The following is a 17,871-nucleotide window of genomic DNA, read 5'->3' on the forward strand; positions in this document are numbered from 1 at the left end:
CTGAGTACCAAAACTTCAAGTTAGAACGTCAAAATAACCAATGCTGCACGAAAGTCAGCATTGGTTATTTTCACAAAAGAGATGCACTTATTCGTCCTCCAAATTAGTGATTTGAATCCGGTTCTTTTGGTTGGAGTCTGAAATTAAGCGGTGGAGCTGAACGACTAACAACCCTTGTTTGTAGGACGCGTGAATTTTATCGTCCCGAACAGGATAAGGCAGTTCGACTTTACGGTCAAAAGCTCCCTGCATGATTTCGCCTTTCAGCTGCTGGCCGCCTTTTTGGTTGATTTCGACAATTCCTCTGACTTCCAGTGTGGCATGATTTACGAAGACATCCACTTTATTCAGGTCTTTTAAACCAGGGATATTGAAAATGCACAACAGTTCATTATCATATTGGTATAAATTCAGTTGGGGCAGCGGGGGCTTGACCAGTCCTTCAAAATCTCCCCAGAAATCATGGCCAAAAAAACGATCCAGGTTCTTTTTCCAATCATCGAATTGATTCATGGTAATCCCAGCCTCTCCCTTAAAATGTAAAAAAGATATTGTGCGAAAGATCATTCATGTTATATAGTGTATGCATATCTTTTACCTGTGTGAATACCCATGAGGTGGGACGATAAGTTAATAGGTTTGGAGGGGCTGCCATGCTCGATAATGCCTTGGTCATGATCGTCATCATTCTGGTCATTAATATCGTGTACGTATCATTTTTCACTATCCGGATGATTTTGACCTTGAAAGGACAGCGGTATTTAGCTGCTTTGATCAGTATGTTTGAAATTGTTATTTATATCCTCGGTTTAGGTTTAGTATTGGAAAATCTTGATCAGATCCAGAATGTCATCGCTTATGCAGTCGGGTATGCACTTGGTGTCATTGCCGGTATGAAAATTGAAGAAAAGCTGGCGCTCGGTTACATTACCGTTAATGTGATTTCATCCAGTCCGGACATTGAATTTACCCGTAAGCTCCGGGATAAAGGCTACGGGGTTACCAGCTGGTTTGCGTATGGAATGGAAGGTGACCGGTTAGCCATGCAAATATTGACTCCTCGGAAATATGAACTGAAGTTGTATGAAACGATTCGTACACTTGACCCGAAAGCGTTCATTATCGCTTATGAACCGAAACAGATCCACGGCGGTTTCTGGGTCAAACAGGTGAAGAAGGGGAGGTTAAGCAATGGCGAAAAATAAGAAAATGCGTTTTGAAGTTCAGGAACACGAAACCATCGATCAATGTCTGGATCGGATGAAAAAGGAAGGCTACACACCGGTCAGAAGAGTAGAAGAGCCGATTTTTCAGGAAGTGAAGCGTGACGGCCGGAAAGACTACGAACCGGTCGGCCGAAAAATTGTCTTCCAGGCGATAAAAAACGAACAATAAAAATGATTGTGATTTTAAATGTTCGTTTTTTTACGTTGACAGCTATTCGAAGAAATTGTTATGATGAATGTAGAAATTGAATATAGCACCTCATATAAGACGGGAATATGGCCCGTTCGTCTCTACCCGGCAACCTTAAATTGCCGGACTATGAGGAAGATGGATCATTGCTGCCTTGCAATGGTTATATTCGGTATCCGCAAAAAGCGTCTATCCATCTTCTCTCAGTCGTAGAGAAGGTTGGATAGGCGCTTTTTGGTTTTCGGTCGAAAATACGAATAAAAGCTCACTATTAAAAAGAGCGCGAAAAGCAATAAAATTGCGCTAAAAAACAGCTATTAACAGCATGAAGAAAGCTATATATTAGGCGCGAAGCCTTAAATTAATGAAAAGAGGGATTTGATGGCTAGGGTAGGAGTAATCATGGGAAGCATTTCCGACTGGTCGACGATGAAGCATACATGCGAAGTACTGGATGATCTCGGAATCGCCTATGAAAAAGAAATCATTTCCGCTCATAGGACACCGGAAGATATGTTCCGCTACGCAGATGAAGCAAGAGATAAAGGATTAAAAGTGATTATCGCTGGAGCAGGTGGTGCAGCTCACTTACCGGGAATGGCAGCAGCCAAGACAACCCTTCCGGTCATCGGTGTCCCGGTTGAATCTAAGACATTAAAAGGAATGGATTCACTATTATCGATTGTTCAGATGCCAGGAGGCGTCCCGGTCGCTACGGTTGCTATCGGTACAGCTGGTGCGAAGAATGCTGGACTATTGGCTGCAGAAATACTTGGCGCTTTTGATGATGAACTCGCGGGAAAACTGGCAGACTATCGTACCAGTATGAAAGAAAAAGTAAATGAGATGAGGAGAGAGCTTCATGACAGTTAGACTTAAACCGGGTCAGACGATTGGAATTTTAGGAGGCGGACAGCTGGGACGGATGATGGCTGTAGCAGCGAAGCATATGGGCTACCGGATCGCTGTGCTGGATCCGAAACCGGATTGCCCATGTGCCCAAGTCGCGGACTATCATATCGAGGCAGCTTATGATGACCTCGAAGCTGCTGAACAGCTTAATAAGATCAGTGATGTCATTACCTATGAATTTGAAAATGTCGACCTGAATATGGCGAACATACTCGAAAAGACGGGGAAGCTACCGCAAGGGTCATTGCCTTTAGAAGTTACGCAAAATCGACAAAAAGAGAAACAAATCGCTGTCGAATCAGGTTTGAATGTGCCGGAATACGAAATAGTTCAAACGTTTGATCAAGTAGAAACAGCTATCCAGACTATTGGTTACCCTGCAATCATCAAAACGATTACGGGAGGGTATGACGGAAAAGGGCAAATGAAGCTGAATAATGAAGAAGATCTTTCGGAGGCAGATACATTTATCGCCCCAGACTCTACTTACATTATCGAAGCATTCATCCCTTTTGAACAAGAAATTTCGGTAGTATTTACACGAAGTCAAACGAGCGACATAACTTATTTCCCAATTGCAGAAAATACCCACAATAACCAGATTCTTCATCAGACGCAAATACCGGCAGCAATCACAGAAAAAGTGGCAAATCAGGCTAAAGAAGCTGCAAAGACATTAGCGAAAAAATTACAAGTGGTCGGCACATTTACTGTCGAACTGTTTGTAAAAGATGAACAGGTGTATATCAATGAAATGGCACCGCGCCCGCACAATTCAGGTCATTATACGATAGAAGCATGCAACGTATCACAGTTCGAACAGCATATCCGTGCAATTTGCGGGCTGCCGCTTTTGAAAATCCAATCTTTCCCGGCAGCAATAATGATTAATATCCTAGGGAAGCATCGGGAAGAACTTTTGGCTGAGCTGCCTCAACTCTATGATTTTCATCTCCATGACTACGGTAAAGAAGAAGCACGGCCGGCACGGAAGATGGGTCACATCACGATAATAGGGGAGAGCTTAGAAGAGATTTTTAAACGGATAGAAGAAAATCAGCTTCCCACATGGTAAAGTGTTGGGTGGGACAGTTTTAGGAGGAGTAACATGATCGATCGTTACACACGTCCAGAAATGGGAGCCATCTGGACAGAAGAAAACAAGTACAAAGCATGGCTTGAAGTTGAACTGCTTGCCTGCGAAGCGTGGAGTGAGCTTGGCATTATTCCGAAAGAAGATGTGGAGAAACTGCGCCAGCATGCATCGTTTGATATCGAGCGCATCTATGAGATTGAAAAAGAAACAAGGCATGATGTGGTCGCCTTTACCCGTGCTGTTTCTGAAACGGTAGGGGAGGAAAGGAAATGGGTTCATTACGGGCTGACTTCAACGGATGTCGTTGATACCGCTCTTTCCTACTTATTAAAGCAGGCGAATGAAATCATCCGCAAAGACCTGGTAAGCTTTATCGACATCCTGGCGGACAAAGCCCTGGAGCATAAGCACACTGTCATGATGGGACGCACACATGGTGTCCATGCCGAACCGACAACTTTCGGTCTGAAACTTGCCCTATGGTATGAAGAGATGAAGCGCAACCTGGAACGTTTGGATCTTGCCATCGACCACATAGAAGTCGGAAAACTATCCGGGGCAGTCGGTACTTATGCCAACATCGATCCATATGTAGAGGATTATGTGTGCCGCAACCTGGGACTTAAGCCAGCGCCTGTATCGACGCAGACACTGCAGCGTGACCGTCATGCTCATTACGTTTCTACCTTAAGTTTGATTGCGACATCGATTGAAAAAATGGCCGTTGAAATCCGTGGGCTGCAAAAAACGGAAACCCGTGAAGTGGAAGAGTTTTTTGCAAAAGGTCAAAAAGGTTCCTCGGCAATGCCGCACAAACGTAATCCAATCGGATCTGAGAATATGACCGGAATGGCGAGGGTGATTCGTGGTGAAATGATGACGGCGTTTGAAAATGTCGCCCTCTGGCATGAACGCGATATTTCTCATTCGTCCGCGGAACGTGTCATTTTGCCGGATGCGACCATCGCAATCAATTACATGCTAAACCGGTTTGGAAACATCGTCAAAAACCTGACCGTATTCCCGGAACAGATGAAAGCCAATATGGAGAAAACTTACGGCTTGATTTTCTCGCAGCGGGTGCTGCTGACGTTGATTGATGAAGGCATGGTGCGTGAAGAAGCTTACGACCTGGTGCAACCGAAGGCGATGGAAGCCTGGGAGCAAGGCATTCCATTCCGAGAGTTAATTGAAGCAGACGAAAAAATAACATCAACACTGTCCCCTGAACAAATCGACCAATGCTTTGATTACAACCATCATTTGAAAAACGTAGACCGTATTTTCGAACGGATTGGATTGTAGTCGACTGGAGGGGAGGGACACATGGTGTTTCTCCCTTTACTTTTACTAAATGAGGTGTTCTGAAAATGAAAGGCTCCCTATTATATGAAGGTAAAGCGAAGAAAGTTTATTATGTCGATGGTAAACCTGAGCAATTAATACTTTCTTACAAAAATGATGCTACGGCTTTCAATGGCAAGAAAAAAGACCAATTTGCCGGTAAAGGCCGTTTGAATAATTTAATTACTGCCCGTATTTTTGAACATTTACACCAGCAGCATATCCCCTCACATTTTTTAAAAGCACTGAACGATACTGAACAAATTGTTCAAAAAACAACAATTGTTCCATTGGAAGTTGTAGTCCGGAACATTGCCGCCGGAAGCTTGACAAGACGTCTGGCTATTCCGGAAAAAACAGTGCTTAACCCTCCACTCATCGAACTTTTTTATAAAAATGACGAACTCGATGATCCGCTCATCAATGATGATCATGCCAAACGTTTAGCAGACGTAACAGAACATGATCTTGACCATATCAAAATTCTCGCACTTAAAATCAATGAAATATTGAAAAGGCTATTCAGGCAGGCTGATCTGGAATTGGTAGATTTCAAGATGGAATTCGGGCGTCTGGCAGATGGAACCATTGTATTAGCTGATGAAATTTCACCAGATACATGCCGGCTTTGGGATGTCACAACCGGGGAAAAAATGGACAAAGATGTCTTCCGCGAAGATATCGGCGATCTGATCGAAACCTATGAAACTATTTTACAACGACTGGAGGAGAACAAATGCGTAAAGTAAAGGTTTATATCACATTGAAGGAAGGCGTCTTAGACCCACAAGGTAAAGCGGTGAAAAACTCTTTGAATACTTTGGATTATGCAAATGTTAACGAAGTAAGGGTTGGGAAGTACATGGAAGTCATGATGGAAGACACGGAGGAGCTGGAAGCTCAGGTAGAGGAGATGTGTGAAAAACTGCTTGCTAACCCTGTGATAGAAGACTACTCCTATCAGATAGAGGAGGTCATCGCGTGAAATTTGCTGTTGTTGTATTCCCGGGTTCCAATTGTGATCGGGATATGTACCATGCCATCAAGGATGGCTTGAAGGAAGAAGTGGACTTAGTCTGGTACCAGGATGCAGATTTAACTGAATATGACGCGGTTTTACTGCCAGGCGGCTTTTCCTATGGGGACTATCTCCGTTCCGGAGCGATCGCTTCCACGTCGAATATTGTCCAGCAGATCAAAGAAGCAGCAGCAGACAAAAAGCCGGTCTTAGGTGTTTGTAATGGATTCCAGGTTTTATTGGAATCCGGCCTTTTACCAGGTGCGATGCTTCCCAATAGGGATTTGAAATTCATGTGTCACCATGAAGAATTGCGTGTTGAAAATGTCGAAACGATGTTCTCTTCTGAATATCAAAAAGGCGGACTGATCCAGCTTCCGATCGCTCACGGAGAAGGGAATTACTATTGTGATGAAGCTGTTTTTCAACAGTTGAAGGATAATGAACAGATTGTTTTTACGTACACGAATAATCCTAATGGCTCAACAGGAGATATCGCTGGTATTGTAAATGAAAGCGGTAATGTGCTTGGTATGATGCCACACCCGGAACGCGCGGTGGAAAGCCTGCTCGGAAATGCAGACGGACTGCGCTTATTTCAGTCCATTTTGATGTATTGGAGGAATAATCATGTCATCCATGCTTGAAATAAGTCCACAAGAAATAGAACAGAAACGGTTATACGCAGAAATGGGACTCAGCGACCAGGAATACAAGCAGGTTGTCGAATTGTTAGGGAGACGCCCGAACCATACCGAAATCGGCTTGTTTTCCGTCATGTGGTCCGAGCACTGCAGTTATAAAAACTCGAAGCCGCTCTTGAAAAAATTCCCCACAGAAGGTCCTCACGTATTGCAGGGGCCAGGTGAAGGCGCGGGAGTCATTGATATCGGTGATAACCAGGCTGTCGTATTCAAAGTCGAAAGCCATAACCATCCTTCAGCAGTCGAACCATACCAGGGAGCAGCGACCGGTGTCGGCGGGATTATCCGTGACGTTTTCTCTATGGGTGCCCGGCCGATTGCTTTGTTGAACTCGCTTCGTTTCGGCTCCCTGCAACATCCTCGGATCAAATACCTGTTTGAAGAAGTAGTACGTGGGATTGCTGGTTATGGAAACTGTGTAGGCGTGCCGACGGTGGGAGGAGAAGTGCAATTCGATGATTCTTATGAAGGCAACCCGCTTGTCAATGCCATGTGTGTCGGCTTGATCAACCATAACGACATTCAAAAAGGAATTGCCGCTGGTGTTGGCAACACGGTGATGTATGTAGGAGCGAAAACCGGCCGTGACGGGATCCATGGTGCTACTTTTGCCTCGGAAGAACTATCAGAAGAAGCGGAAAGTAAGCGCCCTTCCGTACAGGTCGGCGACCCGTTCATGGAAAAGCTGTTGATTGAAGCGTGCCTGGAGGTCATCCATCATGATGCCCTTGTCGGTATTCAGGACATGGGAGCAGCCGGGCTTACATCTTCGGCCAGTGAGATGGCAAGTAAAGCCGGAACAGGAATGAAAATGAACTTAGACCACATTCCACAGCGGGAAAAGAATATGACACCTTATGAAATGATGCTGTCAGAATCACAGGAGCGGATGCTTCTGGTTATTGAAAAAGGGCGCGAGCAGGAAATCAGTGAGATTTTCAAAAAGTATGACCTGGAAGCTGTAGCGGTCGGGGAAGTCATCGAAGAACGCCGGTTCCGTCTGCTTCATCTTGGTGAGGTAGTCGCTGATGTACCGGTAGATGCCCTGGCAGAAGATGCACCGGTCTATCACCAGCCCTCCAGCGTGCCAGAATACTATAAAGAATTTCAAGCAATGGAAGACTATCAGCCTATATTTGAAAACTACGAAGAGACATTGCTTCAACTATTGCAGCAGCCGACAATCGCCAGTAAAGAATGGGTCTACGATCAGTATGATTCCATGGTTCAGACCAATACGGTCGTCACGCCAGGATCTGACGCGGCGGTTCTCAGAGTCAGGGGTACTAAAAAAGCCCTGGCCATGACTACGGATTGTAATTCCCGTTTTATCTACCTTGATCCGGAAACAGGCGGGAAAATCGCTGTCGCTGAAGCGGCACGTAATATCGTCTGTTCGGGTGCCCGTCCATTAGGTTTGACGGATGGTTTGAATTTCGGTTCGCCGGAAAATCCGGAAATCTTCTGGCAAATGGAAAAGAGTGTAGACGGGATGAGTGAAGCTTGTAAAATGCTTGAGGCCCCAGTAATCAGTGGGAATGTATCGTTATATAACGAATCCTTTGGAAAAGCGATTTATCCGACACCAATTGTCGGAATGGTCGGTTTGGTTGAAGATACTTCCCATATTACCAGATCCGATTTTCAACGGGCTGGTGACCTGATTTATGTGATTGGAAAAGCAGAACCGGAATTTGGCGGCAGCGAATTGCAAGGAATGCTTGAAGGTCGACATTTTGGTAAAGCGCCCCGTATTGATTTAGTAGTGGAAAAAGAGCGTCAATCCAGTTTGTTAGCTGCGATTCAAGCAGGCCTTGTTCAATCGGCACATGATATTTCAGAAGGCGGATTAGCGGTTGCTTTGGCAGAGAGTCTGTTCGGGGAGGAGTTCGGTTGTGATGTCAGCTTGACAGGAAATGCAGCAGCGGAGCTTTTTGCGGAAACACAATCGCGTTTTCTTGTTTCCGTACGTCCGGAAGATCATGAAAAATGGGAGCAATTGGTGACAGAGGCAGTCTTCGTCGGTACCGTCAATAATGATGGCCATTATCGTTTAAGCATGGATGGTGAAACTATCCTTGATACACCGACGAAATATTTGAAGGACGCCTGGAAAGGAGCAATTCCATGCTTGGTGAAATCAAAGGCCTGAATGAAGAATGCGGCATCTTTGGAGTATGGGGACATGAAGAAGCGGCGCAGATTACGTACTATGGTCTTCATGCCTTGCAGCATCGCGGGCAGGAAGGGGCCGGAATTGTCGTCAGCAACGGTGAGGAATTGAAGCTGGCCAAAGGGTTAGGTCTTGTCAATGATGTGTTCCGGCAGAACTTGCTTGGGGACATGGATGGACATGCCGCGCTCGGCCATGTCCGATATGCCACTCAGGGAGGTGGCGGCTATGAAAACGTACAGCCATTGGTATTCCGCTCCCAAAAGAGCAGCATGGCACTCGCGCACAATGGCAATCTCGTCAATGCTCAGGCTCTTAAATATCAGCTGGAAGCACAAGGAAGTATTTTGCAGACGACTTCCGACACAGAAGTGATTGCCCACTTGATCAAACGAAGCGGCCACCTGGACATGGAAGAAGCATTAGTCCAGGCGCTGACGATGATCAAAGGAGCTTACGCATTTTCTGTCATGACAGAAAAACAGCTGTTTGTAGCTCAGGATCCACGCGGACTGCGTCCCCTGTCGATCGGACGTCTCGGCACCGGTTATGTGGTGGCTTCAGAAACCTGTGCGTTTGATGTCATTGGAGCTCAATATGAGCGTGACGTGCAGCCAGGAGAACTATTGATTATCGATGAAAACGGGATAGAATCGAAGCGTTTTTCTGCCCCTATTCAACGAACACTCTGCTCAATGGAACATGTCTATTTTTCCCGTCCGGACAGTGATTTGGACGGCATCAATGTCCATGCTTCCCGGAAGCGGATGGGAAAGGCGCTGGCTCAAGAAGCGCCGATTGAGGCAGATGTAGTAACAGGCGTACCTGATTCCAGTATTTCTGCAGCCATCGGCTATGCCGAGGAGGCTGGCATCCCGTATGAACTTGGGATGATAAAAAACCGGTATGTAGGCCGGACCTTCATCCAGCCATCACAGGAGCTTCGGGAACAAGGAGTGAAAATGAAACTATCTCCGGTACGAGGTATCGTCAATGGTAAACGCGTCGTCATGGTTGATGATTCGATCGTTCGCGGGACTACCAGCAGACGGATCGTCAAGATGCTGAAGGAAGCCGGGGCGACTGAGGTACATGTCCGCATCGCGTCGCCACCGATCAAAAACCCTTGTTATTATGGTATTGATACCTCGACATCCGGAGAGTTGATAGCTGCCAACCATAGCCTCGAAGAAATGCAGGAAATCATCGGTGCCGATAGTTTGGCATTTTTATCAGTCGAGGGATTGGAAGATGCCATCTATGAAGGCGGTCAGTCCATGGAGCATGGCGCTTGTGCTGCCTGCTTTACAGGGAACTATCCAACGGAAATCTATCCGAATACCGTACCTCCCTATGTGAAAGCTTAAAACTTCTGTTAAGAAGAAATAAAATGAAAAGAGGGGTTAACATGAGCGAGCGTTATAAACAAGCAGGTGTCGATGTGGAAGCAGGCTATCAAGCTGTGGAACAAATGAAAAAACATGTGACGCGGACACTGCGCCCGGAAGTGGTCGGAAGTCTGGGCGCCTTTGCAGGAATATTCGATATCAGTAAATTCGACTATGAGCATCCAGTGCTGGTCACCGGCACGGATGGAGTAGGGACCAAGCTGAAGCTGGCATTCGAAATGGATAAACATGATACCATTGGTCAGGATGCTGTGGCGATGTGTGTCAATGATATCGTCGCTCAAGGGGCGGATCCGTTATTTTTCTTAGATTATATCGCTTGCGGAAAAAATAATCCTGATGAGATCGAACAGATTGTCAAAGGTATCGCGGATGGCTGTGAACAATCCGGATGTGCTCTGATTGGCGGGGAAACAGCGGAAATGCCTGGAATGTATGACCCCGGAGAGTATGACCTGGCCGGGTTTGTCGTTGGTATTGCAGAGAAGGGCGAATTGATTACCGGAGAGGATGTCAGAGCAGGAGATGCAGTGATCGGCCTGGCTTCATCAGGGGTTCATTCCAACGGTTTTTCCTTAGTAAGAAAAATCATTGCGGAGCATAACCTGGATCTTCAACAAGCTTTTCCGGAATTATCGGTAGCTTTGGGAGAAGTACTTCTGACACCTACAAGACTTTATGCCAGGCAAGTGAAGACAATGAAACAGCATGCAGAAATCAAAGGGATCGCTCATATTACAGGCGGCGGTTTCTATGAGAATATTCCCCGTGCACTGCCGGATGGCTTTGGTGTAGAAATTGATCGCTCCGCATGGAAGCAGCCTGAGGTATTCCCATTCCTACAGCAGAAGGGAAATCTGTCTGATGATGAAATGTATAGGGTGTTCAATATGGGCATCGGAATGATCGCGATCGTCTCAGAAGCAGTCCGGGAAGAAGTGATGAAACGTTTGGAAGAAAGCGGAGAAACCGCCTATCACATCGGAATGGTGACAGCGCAGGAAGGGATTCAGTGGACATGATCAAGGCTGCCATTTTCGCCTCAGGTACAGGTAGTAATTTTGATTCTATTGTCCGGGCTTCAGAAAAGGGGGAAATTCCCTGTGACATCCGTTTACTTGTCTGTGATCGCAGTAATGCGCACGTGATTGAGAAAGCAGAGAAGAAAAACATCGACACGTTCGTATTCTCACCGAAGGAATTTGATGGAAAGGATGCGTATGAACGGCAAATTCTATTAGAATGTAAGGAACGGGGAATTGAGTGGATATTTCTTGCCGGATATATGCGATTGATCGGGCCTGTTCTATTGGCCCCATACCAAAACCGGATCATCAATATCCATCCATCACTTTTGCCTGCTTTTCCCGGTAAAGATGCTATCGGCCAGGCTTTTGAAAAGCGAGTGAAGGTGACAGGGGTGACCATCCATTACATTGACAACGGGATGGATACCGGTCCGATTATAGAACAGGAAGCAGTCCGGATCACAGCCGAAGATACGAGAGAAAGCCTGCAGAAAAAAATCCAGGCCATTGAACATTCCCTGTATCCTAAGGTTATCCAATCATTATTAGTCGAGGAGGAAATACATTGAGTGAAAAGAAGCGAGCATTGTTGAGTGTTTCTGATAAAACCGGATTGGCCGGTTTTGCAAAACAATTAGTAGAGAACGGATATGAGCTGGTATCTACGGGCGGGACGAAAAAAGTGATTGAGGAAGCAGGACTGCCGGTACTATCGGTCAGTGACGTAACCAACTTCCCGGAAATCATGGATGGGCGTGTCAAAACCCTTCATCCAGCTGTACATAGTGCATTGCTGGCAAAGCGGGACAACGAAGTCCATATGGATCAGCTGCGTAAACTGGAACTGGACACGATTGATGTGGTCGTCGTCAATTTATATCCTTTCCAACAAACAATTGCCAATCCTGATGTGACAGAAGCCGATGCGATTGAAAATATAGATATCGGTGGTCCTACTATGCTGCGTGCTGCGGCTAAAAACTTCCACGATGTGGTTGTGGTCGTGGATCCGGAGGATTATGAGACAGTAGCAGGTGCATTGCAAAATGACGGACTTAGTGTCGAAATGCGCAAGCGTCTCGCTGGTAAAGTCTACCGTCATACTGCCAATTATGATGCGGCGATTGCGGCGTACTTTACAGAAAGGACAGAAGATGACTATCCTGAAACATACACCGCAACTTTTGAAAAAGTACAGTCCCTTCGTTACGGGGAAAACCCCCATCAGACAGCCGCTTTTTATAGACAGGCTAATGCAGCAGGTGCCACTCTGGCCAATGCTGAGCAGCTGAATGGCAAAGAGCTTTCCTACAATAACATCCAGGATGCCAATGCTGCGCTTGAAATCGTTCAGGAATTCAAAAAACCCGCAGCGGTCGCAGTCAAGCATATGAATCCTTGTGGGGTTGGTACTGGAAATAACCTTTTAGAGGCATACCAAAAAGCGTATGAAGGGGACCCGGTTTCCATATTTGGCGGCATCGTCGCTGTCAACCAGGAAGTCGATTTGCTTACTGCAGAAAAGATGAGTGAAATCTTCCTCGAAATAATCATTGCACCGAAATTCAGTCAGGAAGCATTAGATGTGCTGACTAAAAAGAAAAACCTTCGCTTGTTGGAAGTGAATTGGAAGAAAAACAGCAAGAAGGCACATAAGCTTACTTCTGTCGGTGGTGGGCTGCTGGTACAGGATACAGATGAAGGAAACATCGACTCCGTTGACTTGCAGGTCGCGACTGATCGCGAGCCTACCGAACAGGAAATGGAAGACTTGAAACTGAGCTGGCAAGTGGTCAAGCATGTGAAATCAAACGCAATCGTAGTTGCTAAAGCAGACCAGACGTTAGGCATTGGTGCCGGGCAGATGAATCGTGTCGGCGCAGCAAAAATTGCCTTAGAGCAGGCGGCTGATAAAGCGAAAGGGGCTGTGATGGCATCTGACGCTTTCTTCCCAATGCCAGATACGGTGGAAGTGGCAGCTGAAGCCGGAATCAAAGCAATTATCCAGCCTGGCGGATCGAAACGGGATCAGGAGTCCGTTGATGCGTGCAACAAGCATGGAATAGCAATGGTATTTACGGGCATGCGTCATTTCAAACATTAATCCAAATGGGAGTGAAACGTTATGAACGTATTGGTTATCGGCCGGGGCGGGCGTGAACATAGCATCATCCAAAAGATTCATCAAAGTCCTCAGGTCAATAAGATTTTCGCAGCCCCTGGCAATGGCGGAATGGACGCACTGGCAGAACGGGTGGCTATCAACGAAACAGACAGTGAAGGATTGCTTGCTTTCGCCCGGGAACATGAGGTAGGTCTTACTATCGTAGGACCGGAAAACCCTTTGATGGCTGGAGTCATTGACGAGTTCCAAAAAGCCGGGCTCACCGTCTTTGGTCCTGATAAGCAGGCTGCGGAAATTGAAGGCAGTAAGCATTTCGCTAAAGCATTGATGGAAAAATACGATATTCCGACAGCCGGGTACAGTGTGTTCACGGATCCGAACGAAGCGAAAGCATATATAGATGCCAAGGGCGTGCCAATTGTTATCAAAGCGGATGGTATAGCAGCTGGAAAAGGTGTAGTCGTTGCAGAAACCGATGAAGAAGCTAAACAAGCGGTGGATAGGATGCTGATTGAAGGACAGTATGGGGAAGCGAGCAAGGAAATTGTTATCGAAGAATTTTTACAAGGGGAAGAGTTTTCCCTGATGGCGTTCGTAAACGGAGAACAGGTATATGCCATGCTCCCTTCGCAAGATCATAAACGTGCTTTTGATGGCGATAAGGGTCCAAACACAGGCGGCATGGGGGCATATGCTCCTGTCCCGTTTTTATCTGATGAAGATATAGATGCTGCTATCAGCCGTATTCTGAATCCGGCCGCCAAAGCATTAGCTGACGAAGGGAGGCCGTTTACCGGTATCCTGTACGCTGGCCTTATTCAGACGGAGGAGGGGCCTAAAGTCATTGAATTCAATGCCAGGTTCGGTGATCCCGAAACACAAGTTGTACTGCCTTTGCTGAAAAATGATTTAGTTCAAGTAATGCTTGATGTATTGGAGGGTAATGATCCCCAACTTCAATGGAAACAAGGTTATTGCGGTGGAGTAGTCGTTGCCTCAGAAGGTTATCCCGAAGCTTATGAAAAAGGGAAGCCGCTCCCGGATCTACCTATAGAAGAATCCTTAGTGACCATCATCCATGCCGGGACGAAGCGGCAGGGAAACCGCTTTGTATCGGATGGAGGACGCGTACTGCTGGCATATTCTTATGCGATGGAGCTCGAAGAAGCGATGCAGAATGTATATCAAAAACTACAGGCATTCGATGATTCGGCACAATTTTTCTATCGTACTGACATAGCCAAGCGTGCACTAAGACCGTCGTTTTTTCATAAAAGCATATAAAAGCGCAATAATACTCCCGATAAGGACCACCAGTACAAATGAAGTGTCCGTAAAATATTCCATGATGTCCATAATAGGATTCACTCCTTTTATAGGAAAGGGTTATTCCTGATGAGAGTAACCCCTTTTCTATGTTGTTAAGATGGGTTAAAGGTTTGTTCCTGTTCATTTTTGCTATCGTTATCTTCCATTCCTTTTTGGACGGCTGTCACCGGACAGTATCGCACTATACCTTCTGCGATTTTCATTGCCCCGATTATAATCCACAGTACATTGGTTTCAGAATAAGGACGTTTCAATGCCCGTATCGTGCAATAACTCATTAAAGTGAACCCGGCAGTAATCCTGACCATAGCATTTAAGATACCAATATTTGGCTTGATTCGTTTAAGCATAAAAAAACACCGCTTTCCTGTCATAATTTCGTCAAATAATACTTCAAAACGTTACTGCGTGAAAACGCTTCCTGTGTTAACATAGAAAGAAACTCCAAATTGGGGGAAGGAAAATGAACGAAAATCGATTCCGTTGGCGCAATCGGCAGCTAAGAGAGCATGCCTCCATCATCGATGGAAAACAAGCGCCTACCAAAGTAATTAAACATGCTACGTACTTGAATGTATATATGAAACAATGGATGGAAGGTAACATATGGCTGGATCAGGACAGGATCGTTTATGTTGGCCAGGAGATGCCTGGCAACATCCAGGGAACTGAGATCATTGATGCAGAAGGGCAGTATATCGTACCTGGCTATATCGAGCCTCATTCTCATCCGTTCCAGTTATATAATCCCCAAAGTCTAGGGCTTTATGCAGCTGAGACAGGGACCACAACGCTGATTAATGACAACTTGATGTGGCTTTTTTTATTGGATGAAAAGAAAGCGTTTTCTTTATTGGAGGAATTTGTAGAACTTCCTTGCTCCATGTTCTGGTGGGGACGCTACGATTCACAATCCGTCCTGCAGGAAACGGATCAGGAGGAGTTTTCAGAAAAAGTAATGCCTTGGCTGCATCATGATGCTGTCATCCAGGGCGGGGAGTTGACCTCCTGGCCGGAAGTGATGAAGGGCGATGATCAGACGCTATATTGGATGCAAGAAACAACCAGGCTTCGTAAGCCGGTGGAAGGGCATTTGCCTGGGGCATCGGAAAAGACGTTGACCAAAATGCGTCTGCTCGGTGTGGATTCCGACCACGAGGCGATTACGGCAGATGAAGTATTGAAGCGATTAGCGCTTGGCTACAATGTCGGTCTTCGTAATTCTTCTATTCGCCCGGATTTGTATGACATGTTAAAAGAGCTGGTAGATCGGGGTCACACCCAGTTCGATCACTTTATGATGACTACGGATGGTTCTACTCCAAGCTTTTATGAACAGGGAATCATGGATACCTGTGTTGAATTAGCAATGGAAGCCGGTGTGCCGACAGTAGATGCCTATCTTATGGCATCCTATCATGCGGCACGTCATTTTGGTATTGAACACCGTGTCGGAAGCATCGCTCCTGGCAGAACCGCTCATTTGAATTTCCTTCGTACTCCGGATGATCCGCATCCGCACTCTGTACTTGCCAAGGGAGAATGGGTAAAGCGTGATGATGAAGCAATTACCATCGATAAGAAAATTGATTTTCCTTCTTTCGGTGTGACACCACTCCAATTGGACTGGGATTTACAGGAGGAAGATTTGCAATTTTCCATGCCATTGGGCATGAAAATGACCAGTGCTGTCATTCTTCAGCCATATGCGGTAAGTATTGATGCTTCAGCAGATATATTATCGTATGAGAATGATGAAGCGTTCCTGATGCTTCTCGACCGGGAAGGGGAATGGCGGGTTAATACAATTCTTAAAGGGTTTACCAATAAACTAGGAGCTCTGATAAGTTCTTATTCCAATACAGGGGATATTGTCCTGATTGGGAAAAGCAAGCATGATATGAGAATCGCTTTTAACAGAATGAAGGAAATAGGAGGCGGCATTGTCCTGGTACACGAAGGGGAAGTCATCTTCGAAATGCCGCTCAAGCTTGGCGGTGTCATGTCCAATGAAAATATGGAGCAGGTAATGGCAAAAGAAAAAGAACTGCGGAAGCACATGGAAAGCTTCGGTTATCGATATAAAGATCCTGTCTACACATTGCTATTTTTATCTTCAGTGCATTTGCCTTATGTGCGCATTACCCCGGTAGGGATATTGGATATTAAAAAGAAAGAGGTACTCTTTCCTGCAATAATGCGTTAAAATGTTAATATAGAAAAATAATAAAGTAAGGGTGGGAATACGTGAACAAGTATGTAATGATGCTTTTGCTGCTCTTGCCTCTTCTGCTCGCCGCCTGTACAAGTGATGAAACTGAAGGTAAAGAGCCAGCGGATGCTCCAGAAAAAGAAACACGCGATCCGGGAAACTATGGGAAAGAAAAACCTGAGGAGAATACATATACCAATGTATATCCTTTTACTGGAGAACCGACTAATGACACTGTCGATCATCGTGCTATCGCTGTAATGGTGAACAATCATTCGAAAGCAAGGCCTCAGACAGGGCTCAGCCAGGCTGATATTGTTTATGAGTTACTGGCAGAAGGAGAAATCACTAGATTTTTAGCGGTTTTTCATAGTAACATACCAGATGAAATCGGTCCTGTAAGAAGTGCGCGTCCTTATTATTTCAAGCTTGCCAAAGCTCATGACGCTATCTACACCTACCATGGAGCCGCTAAATTCATTGATGACCAAATCAGGAATGATGGCCACGACTATCTGAACGGGGCAGTATATGATAATGACGGGAAGCTGTTCCGGCGGGATAATACCAGGAAAGCCCCGCACAATTCGTACTTACTTACGGACGGTATACCTGCGGTCATAGAGCAGAAAGGCTACACAGCAAGCCATCAGATTGAACCGTACTTTTACACGGATGAGAATTCGAAAAAAACGCAGAATGGGAAAGATGTTACGGATGTGAAAATTGTCTACTCGAATCGTTTTGGTGTGACCGTAGCCTACGAATATGATGAGGATAAAGAGCGTTACATCCGTTACAATGATGGGAAACAGACAGTAGAACGAGAGGGCCAGACACCTATCGAACTGGATAATGTATTGATTATAGAAACGAGTCATCGAGTAATTGATTCGGCTGGGCGCAGAGAGATTGATTTAAATACTGGTGGAAAAGGGTATTTACTTCAGAAGGGAAAGCTTCACGAAGTGACCTGGAAAAATGATTCCGGCCGTATCGTCCCTTATCAGGGGAAAGAAAAGCTGGGACTGGTTCCAGGGCAGACATGGGTGAATGTCATTCCGGCTGATCCTGGTCTCGAACGTTCTGTTTCGTATCGGTAAAC

Annotated in this window: 19 protein-coding genes and 1 riboswitch; of the genes, 16 read left to right on the top strand and 3 right to left on the bottom strand. The window is 45.8% G+C overall.

Features of this window, described 5'->3' with window-relative positions; all coding sequences use genetic code 11:
- Window positions 1-87: 87 nt before the first annotated feature.
- Window positions 88-513: an Hsp20/alpha crystallin family protein gene (locus P855_RS0116845; RefSeq protein ID WP_028784664.1), complete on the bottom strand. Its 426-nt coding sequence runs from the start codon at window positions 511-513 to the stop codon at window positions 88-90.
- 140 nt (window positions 514-653) lie between these two features.
- Between P855_RS0116845 and P855_RS0116850 the strand changes: the two genes are divergently transcribed.
- The 14 genes from P855_RS0116850 to purD all read left to right on the top strand — a co-directional run bounded on the left by P855_RS0116850 (window position 654) and on the right by purD (window position 14,509).
- Window positions 654-1,205: a DUF2179 domain-containing protein gene (locus P855_RS0116850; RefSeq protein ID WP_028784665.1), complete on the top strand. Its 552-nt coding sequence runs from the start codon at window positions 654-656 to the stop codon at window positions 1,203-1,205.
- A complete protein-coding gene (locus P855_RS0116855) occupies window positions 1,192-1,395 on the top strand; it encodes an NETI motif-containing protein (RefSeq protein WP_028784666.1) in 204 nt (67 codons plus the stop codon). Before P855_RS0116850 ends, P855_RS0116855 begins: the two co-directional genes overlap by 14 nt.
- A 70-nt stretch (window positions 1,396-1,465) precedes the next feature.
- Window positions 1,466-1,566, top strand: a riboswitch (purine riboswitch).
- A 231-nt stretch (window positions 1,567-1,797) separates the two neighbouring features.
- On the top strand, window positions 1,798-2,289 hold the full coding sequence (purE, locus tag P855_RS0116860) for a 5-(carboxyamino)imidazole ribonucleotide mutase (protein WP_028784667.1): 492 nt from the start codon (window positions 1,798-1,800) through the stop codon (window positions 2,287-2,289).
- Window positions 2,279-3,403, top strand: a complete 1,125-nt coding sequence (gene purK, locus P855_RS0116865) for a 5-(carboxyamino)imidazole ribonucleotide synthase (protein WP_028784668.1) — start codon at window positions 2,279-2,281, stop codon at window positions 3,401-3,403. The genes purE and purK overlap by 11 nt, the downstream gene beginning before the upstream one ends.
- 33 nt (window positions 3,404-3,436) lie before the next feature.
- Window positions 3,437-4,729, top strand: coding sequence for an adenylosuccinate lyase (gene purB / locus P855_RS0116870; protein ID WP_028784669.1), 1,293 nt, complete (start codon window positions 3,437-3,439; stop codon window positions 4,727-4,729).
- Between the two features lie 65 nt (window positions 4,730-4,794).
- On the top strand, window positions 4,795-5,517 hold the full coding sequence (gene purC, locus P855_RS0116875) for a phosphoribosylaminoimidazolesuccinocarboxamide synthase (RefSeq protein WP_028784670.1): 723 nt from the start codon (window positions 4,795-4,797) through the stop codon (window positions 5,515-5,517).
- On the top strand, window positions 5,505-5,753 hold the full coding sequence (purS, locus tag P855_RS0116880) for a phosphoribosylformylglycinamidine synthase subunit PurS (protein WP_028784671.1): 249 nt from the start codon (window positions 5,505-5,507) through the stop codon (window positions 5,751-5,753). Before purC ends, purS begins: the two co-directional genes overlap by 13 nt.
- Window positions 5,750-6,433 (top strand): phosphoribosylformylglycinamidine synthase subunit PurQ, encoded by a 684-nt coding sequence (gene purQ, locus P855_RS0116885; RefSeq protein WP_028784672.1) that lies wholly within the window; start codon window positions 5,750-5,752, stop codon window positions 6,431-6,433. Before purS ends, purQ begins: the two co-directional genes overlap by 4 nt.
- Window positions 6,417-8,642 carry a phosphoribosylformylglycinamidine synthase subunit PurL gene (gene purL, locus P855_RS0116890; RefSeq protein WP_028784673.1) on the top strand — a complete coding sequence of 742 codons (2,226 nt, stop codon included), beginning with the start codon at window positions 6,417-6,419 and terminating at the stop codon, window positions 8,640-8,642. The genes purQ and purL overlap by 17 nt, the downstream gene beginning before the upstream one ends.
- Window positions 8,618-10,030 carry an amidophosphoribosyltransferase gene (gene purF, locus P855_RS0116895; RefSeq protein WP_028784674.1) on the top strand — a complete coding sequence of 471 codons (1,413 nt, stop codon included), beginning with the start codon at window positions 8,618-8,620 and terminating at the stop codon, window positions 10,028-10,030. Before purL ends, purF begins: the two co-directional genes overlap by 25 nt.
- Window positions 10,031-10,071: 41 nt before the next feature.
- A complete protein-coding gene (purM, locus tag P855_RS0116900) occupies window positions 10,072-11,094 on the top strand; it encodes a phosphoribosylformylglycinamidine cyclo-ligase (RefSeq protein WP_028784675.1) in 1,023 nt (340 codons plus the stop codon).
- Window positions 11,091-11,669, top strand: coding sequence for a phosphoribosylglycinamide formyltransferase (purN, locus tag P855_RS0116905; protein WP_028784676.1), 579 nt, complete (start codon window positions 11,091-11,093; stop codon window positions 11,667-11,669). The genes purM and purN overlap by 4 nt, the downstream gene beginning before the upstream one ends.
- Entirely contained in the window at window positions 11,666-13,204 is a 1,539-nt protein-coding gene (gene purH / locus P855_RS0116910) for a bifunctional phosphoribosylaminoimidazolecarboxamide formyltransferase/IMP cyclohydrolase (RefSeq protein ID WP_037986395.1), read from the top strand. The genes purN and purH overlap by 4 nt, the downstream gene beginning before the upstream one ends.
- Window positions 13,205-13,225: 21 nt before the next feature.
- Entirely contained in the window at window positions 13,226-14,509 is a 1,284-nt protein-coding gene (gene purD / locus P855_RS0116915) for a phosphoribosylamine--glycine ligase (RefSeq protein ID WP_028784678.1), read from the top strand.
- On the opposite strand, the gene P855_RS22720 is transcribed toward purD, so the two are convergent.
- Window positions 14,477-14,581 carry an EYxxD motif small membrane protein gene (locus P855_RS22720; protein ID WP_327084789.1) on the bottom strand — a complete coding sequence of 35 codons (105 nt, stop codon included), beginning with the start codon at window positions 14,579-14,581 and terminating at the stop codon, window positions 14,477-14,479. The genes purD and P855_RS22720 overlap by 33 nt on opposite strands.
- A 65-nt stretch (window positions 14,582-14,646) precedes the next feature.
- Entirely contained in the window at window positions 14,647-14,904 is a 258-nt protein-coding gene (locus P855_RS0116920; protein ID WP_037986396.1) for a YgaP family membrane protein, read from the bottom strand.
- Between the two features lie 113 nt (window positions 14,905-15,017).
- Here P855_RS0116920 and P855_RS0116925 point away from each other — a divergent pair, with 113 nt between their 5' ends.
- Both P855_RS0116925 and P855_RS0116930 read left to right on the top strand, forming a co-directional pair.
- Complete coding sequence (locus tag P855_RS0116925; RefSeq protein WP_028784680.1) at window positions 15,018-16,760, top strand: adenine deaminase C-terminal domain-containing protein; 1,743 nt, start codon at window positions 15,018-15,020, stop codon at window positions 16,758-16,760.
- A 41-nt stretch (window positions 16,761-16,801) separates the two neighbouring features.
- Window positions 16,802-17,869 carry a DUF3048 domain-containing protein gene (locus P855_RS0116930; RefSeq protein ID WP_028784681.1) on the top strand — a complete coding sequence of 356 codons (1,068 nt, stop codon included), beginning with the start codon at window positions 16,802-16,804 and terminating at the stop codon, window positions 17,867-17,869.
- The last annotated feature ends 2 nt before the right edge of the window (window positions 17,870-17,871 follow it).

Source organism: Thalassobacillus devorans MSP14 (assembly GCF_000496835.1).
GTDB classification, from domain to species: domain Bacteria; phylum Bacillota; class Bacilli; order Bacillales; family Halobacillaceae; genus Thalassobacillus; species Thalassobacillus devorans_B.

Coding starts and splice junctions, on each gene's coding strand:
- P855_RS0116845 (WP_028784664.1), bottom strand. CDS start 513: ATGAATCAATTCGATGATTGGAAAAAGAACCTGGATCGTTTTTTTGGC.
- P855_RS0116850 (WP_028784665.1), top strand. CDS start 654: ATGCTCGATAATGCCTTGGTCATGATCGTCATCATTCTGGTCATTAAT.
- P855_RS0116855 (WP_028784666.1), top strand. CDS start 1,192: ATGGCGAAAAATAAGAAAATGCGTTTTGAAGTTCAGGAACACGAAACC.
- purE (WP_028784667.1), top strand. CDS start 1,798: ATGGCTAGGGTAGGAGTAATCATGGGAAGCATTTCCGACTGGTCGACG.
- purK (WP_028784668.1), top strand. CDS start 2,279: ATGACAGTTAGACTTAAACCGGGTCAGACGATTGGAATTTTAGGAGGC.
- purB (WP_028784669.1), top strand. CDS start 3,437: ATGATCGATCGTTACACACGTCCAGAAATGGGAGCCATCTGGACAGAA.
- purC (WP_028784670.1), top strand. CDS start 4,795: ATGAAAGGCTCCCTATTATATGAAGGTAAAGCGAAGAAAGTTTATTAT.
- purS (WP_028784671.1), top strand. CDS start 5,505: ATGCGTAAAGTAAAGGTTTATATCACATTGAAGGAAGGCGTCTTAGAC.
- purL (WP_028784673.1), top strand. CDS start 6,417: ATGTCATCCATGCTTGAAATAAGTCCACAAGAAATAGAACAGAAACGG.
- purF (WP_028784674.1), top strand. CDS start 8,618: ATGCTTGGTGAAATCAAAGGCCTGAATGAAGAATGCGGCATCTTTGGA.
- purM (WP_028784675.1), top strand. CDS start 10,072: ATGAGCGAGCGTTATAAACAAGCAGGTGTCGATGTGGAAGCAGGCTAT.
- purN (WP_028784676.1), top strand. CDS start 11,091: ATGATCAAGGCTGCCATTTTCGCCTCAGGTACAGGTAGTAATTTTGAT.
- purD (WP_028784678.1), top strand. CDS start 13,226: ATGAACGTATTGGTTATCGGCCGGGGCGGGCGTGAACATAGCATCATC.
- P855_RS22720 (WP_327084789.1), bottom strand. CDS start 14,581: ATGGACATCATGGAATATTTTACGGACACTTCATTTGTACTGGTGGTC.
- P855_RS0116920 (WP_037986396.1), bottom strand. CDS start 14,904: ATGCTTAAACGAATCAAGCCAAATATTGGTATCTTAAATGCTATGGTC.
- P855_RS0116925 (WP_028784680.1), top strand. CDS start 15,018: ATGAACGAAAATCGATTCCGTTGGCGCAATCGGCAGCTAAGAGAGCAT.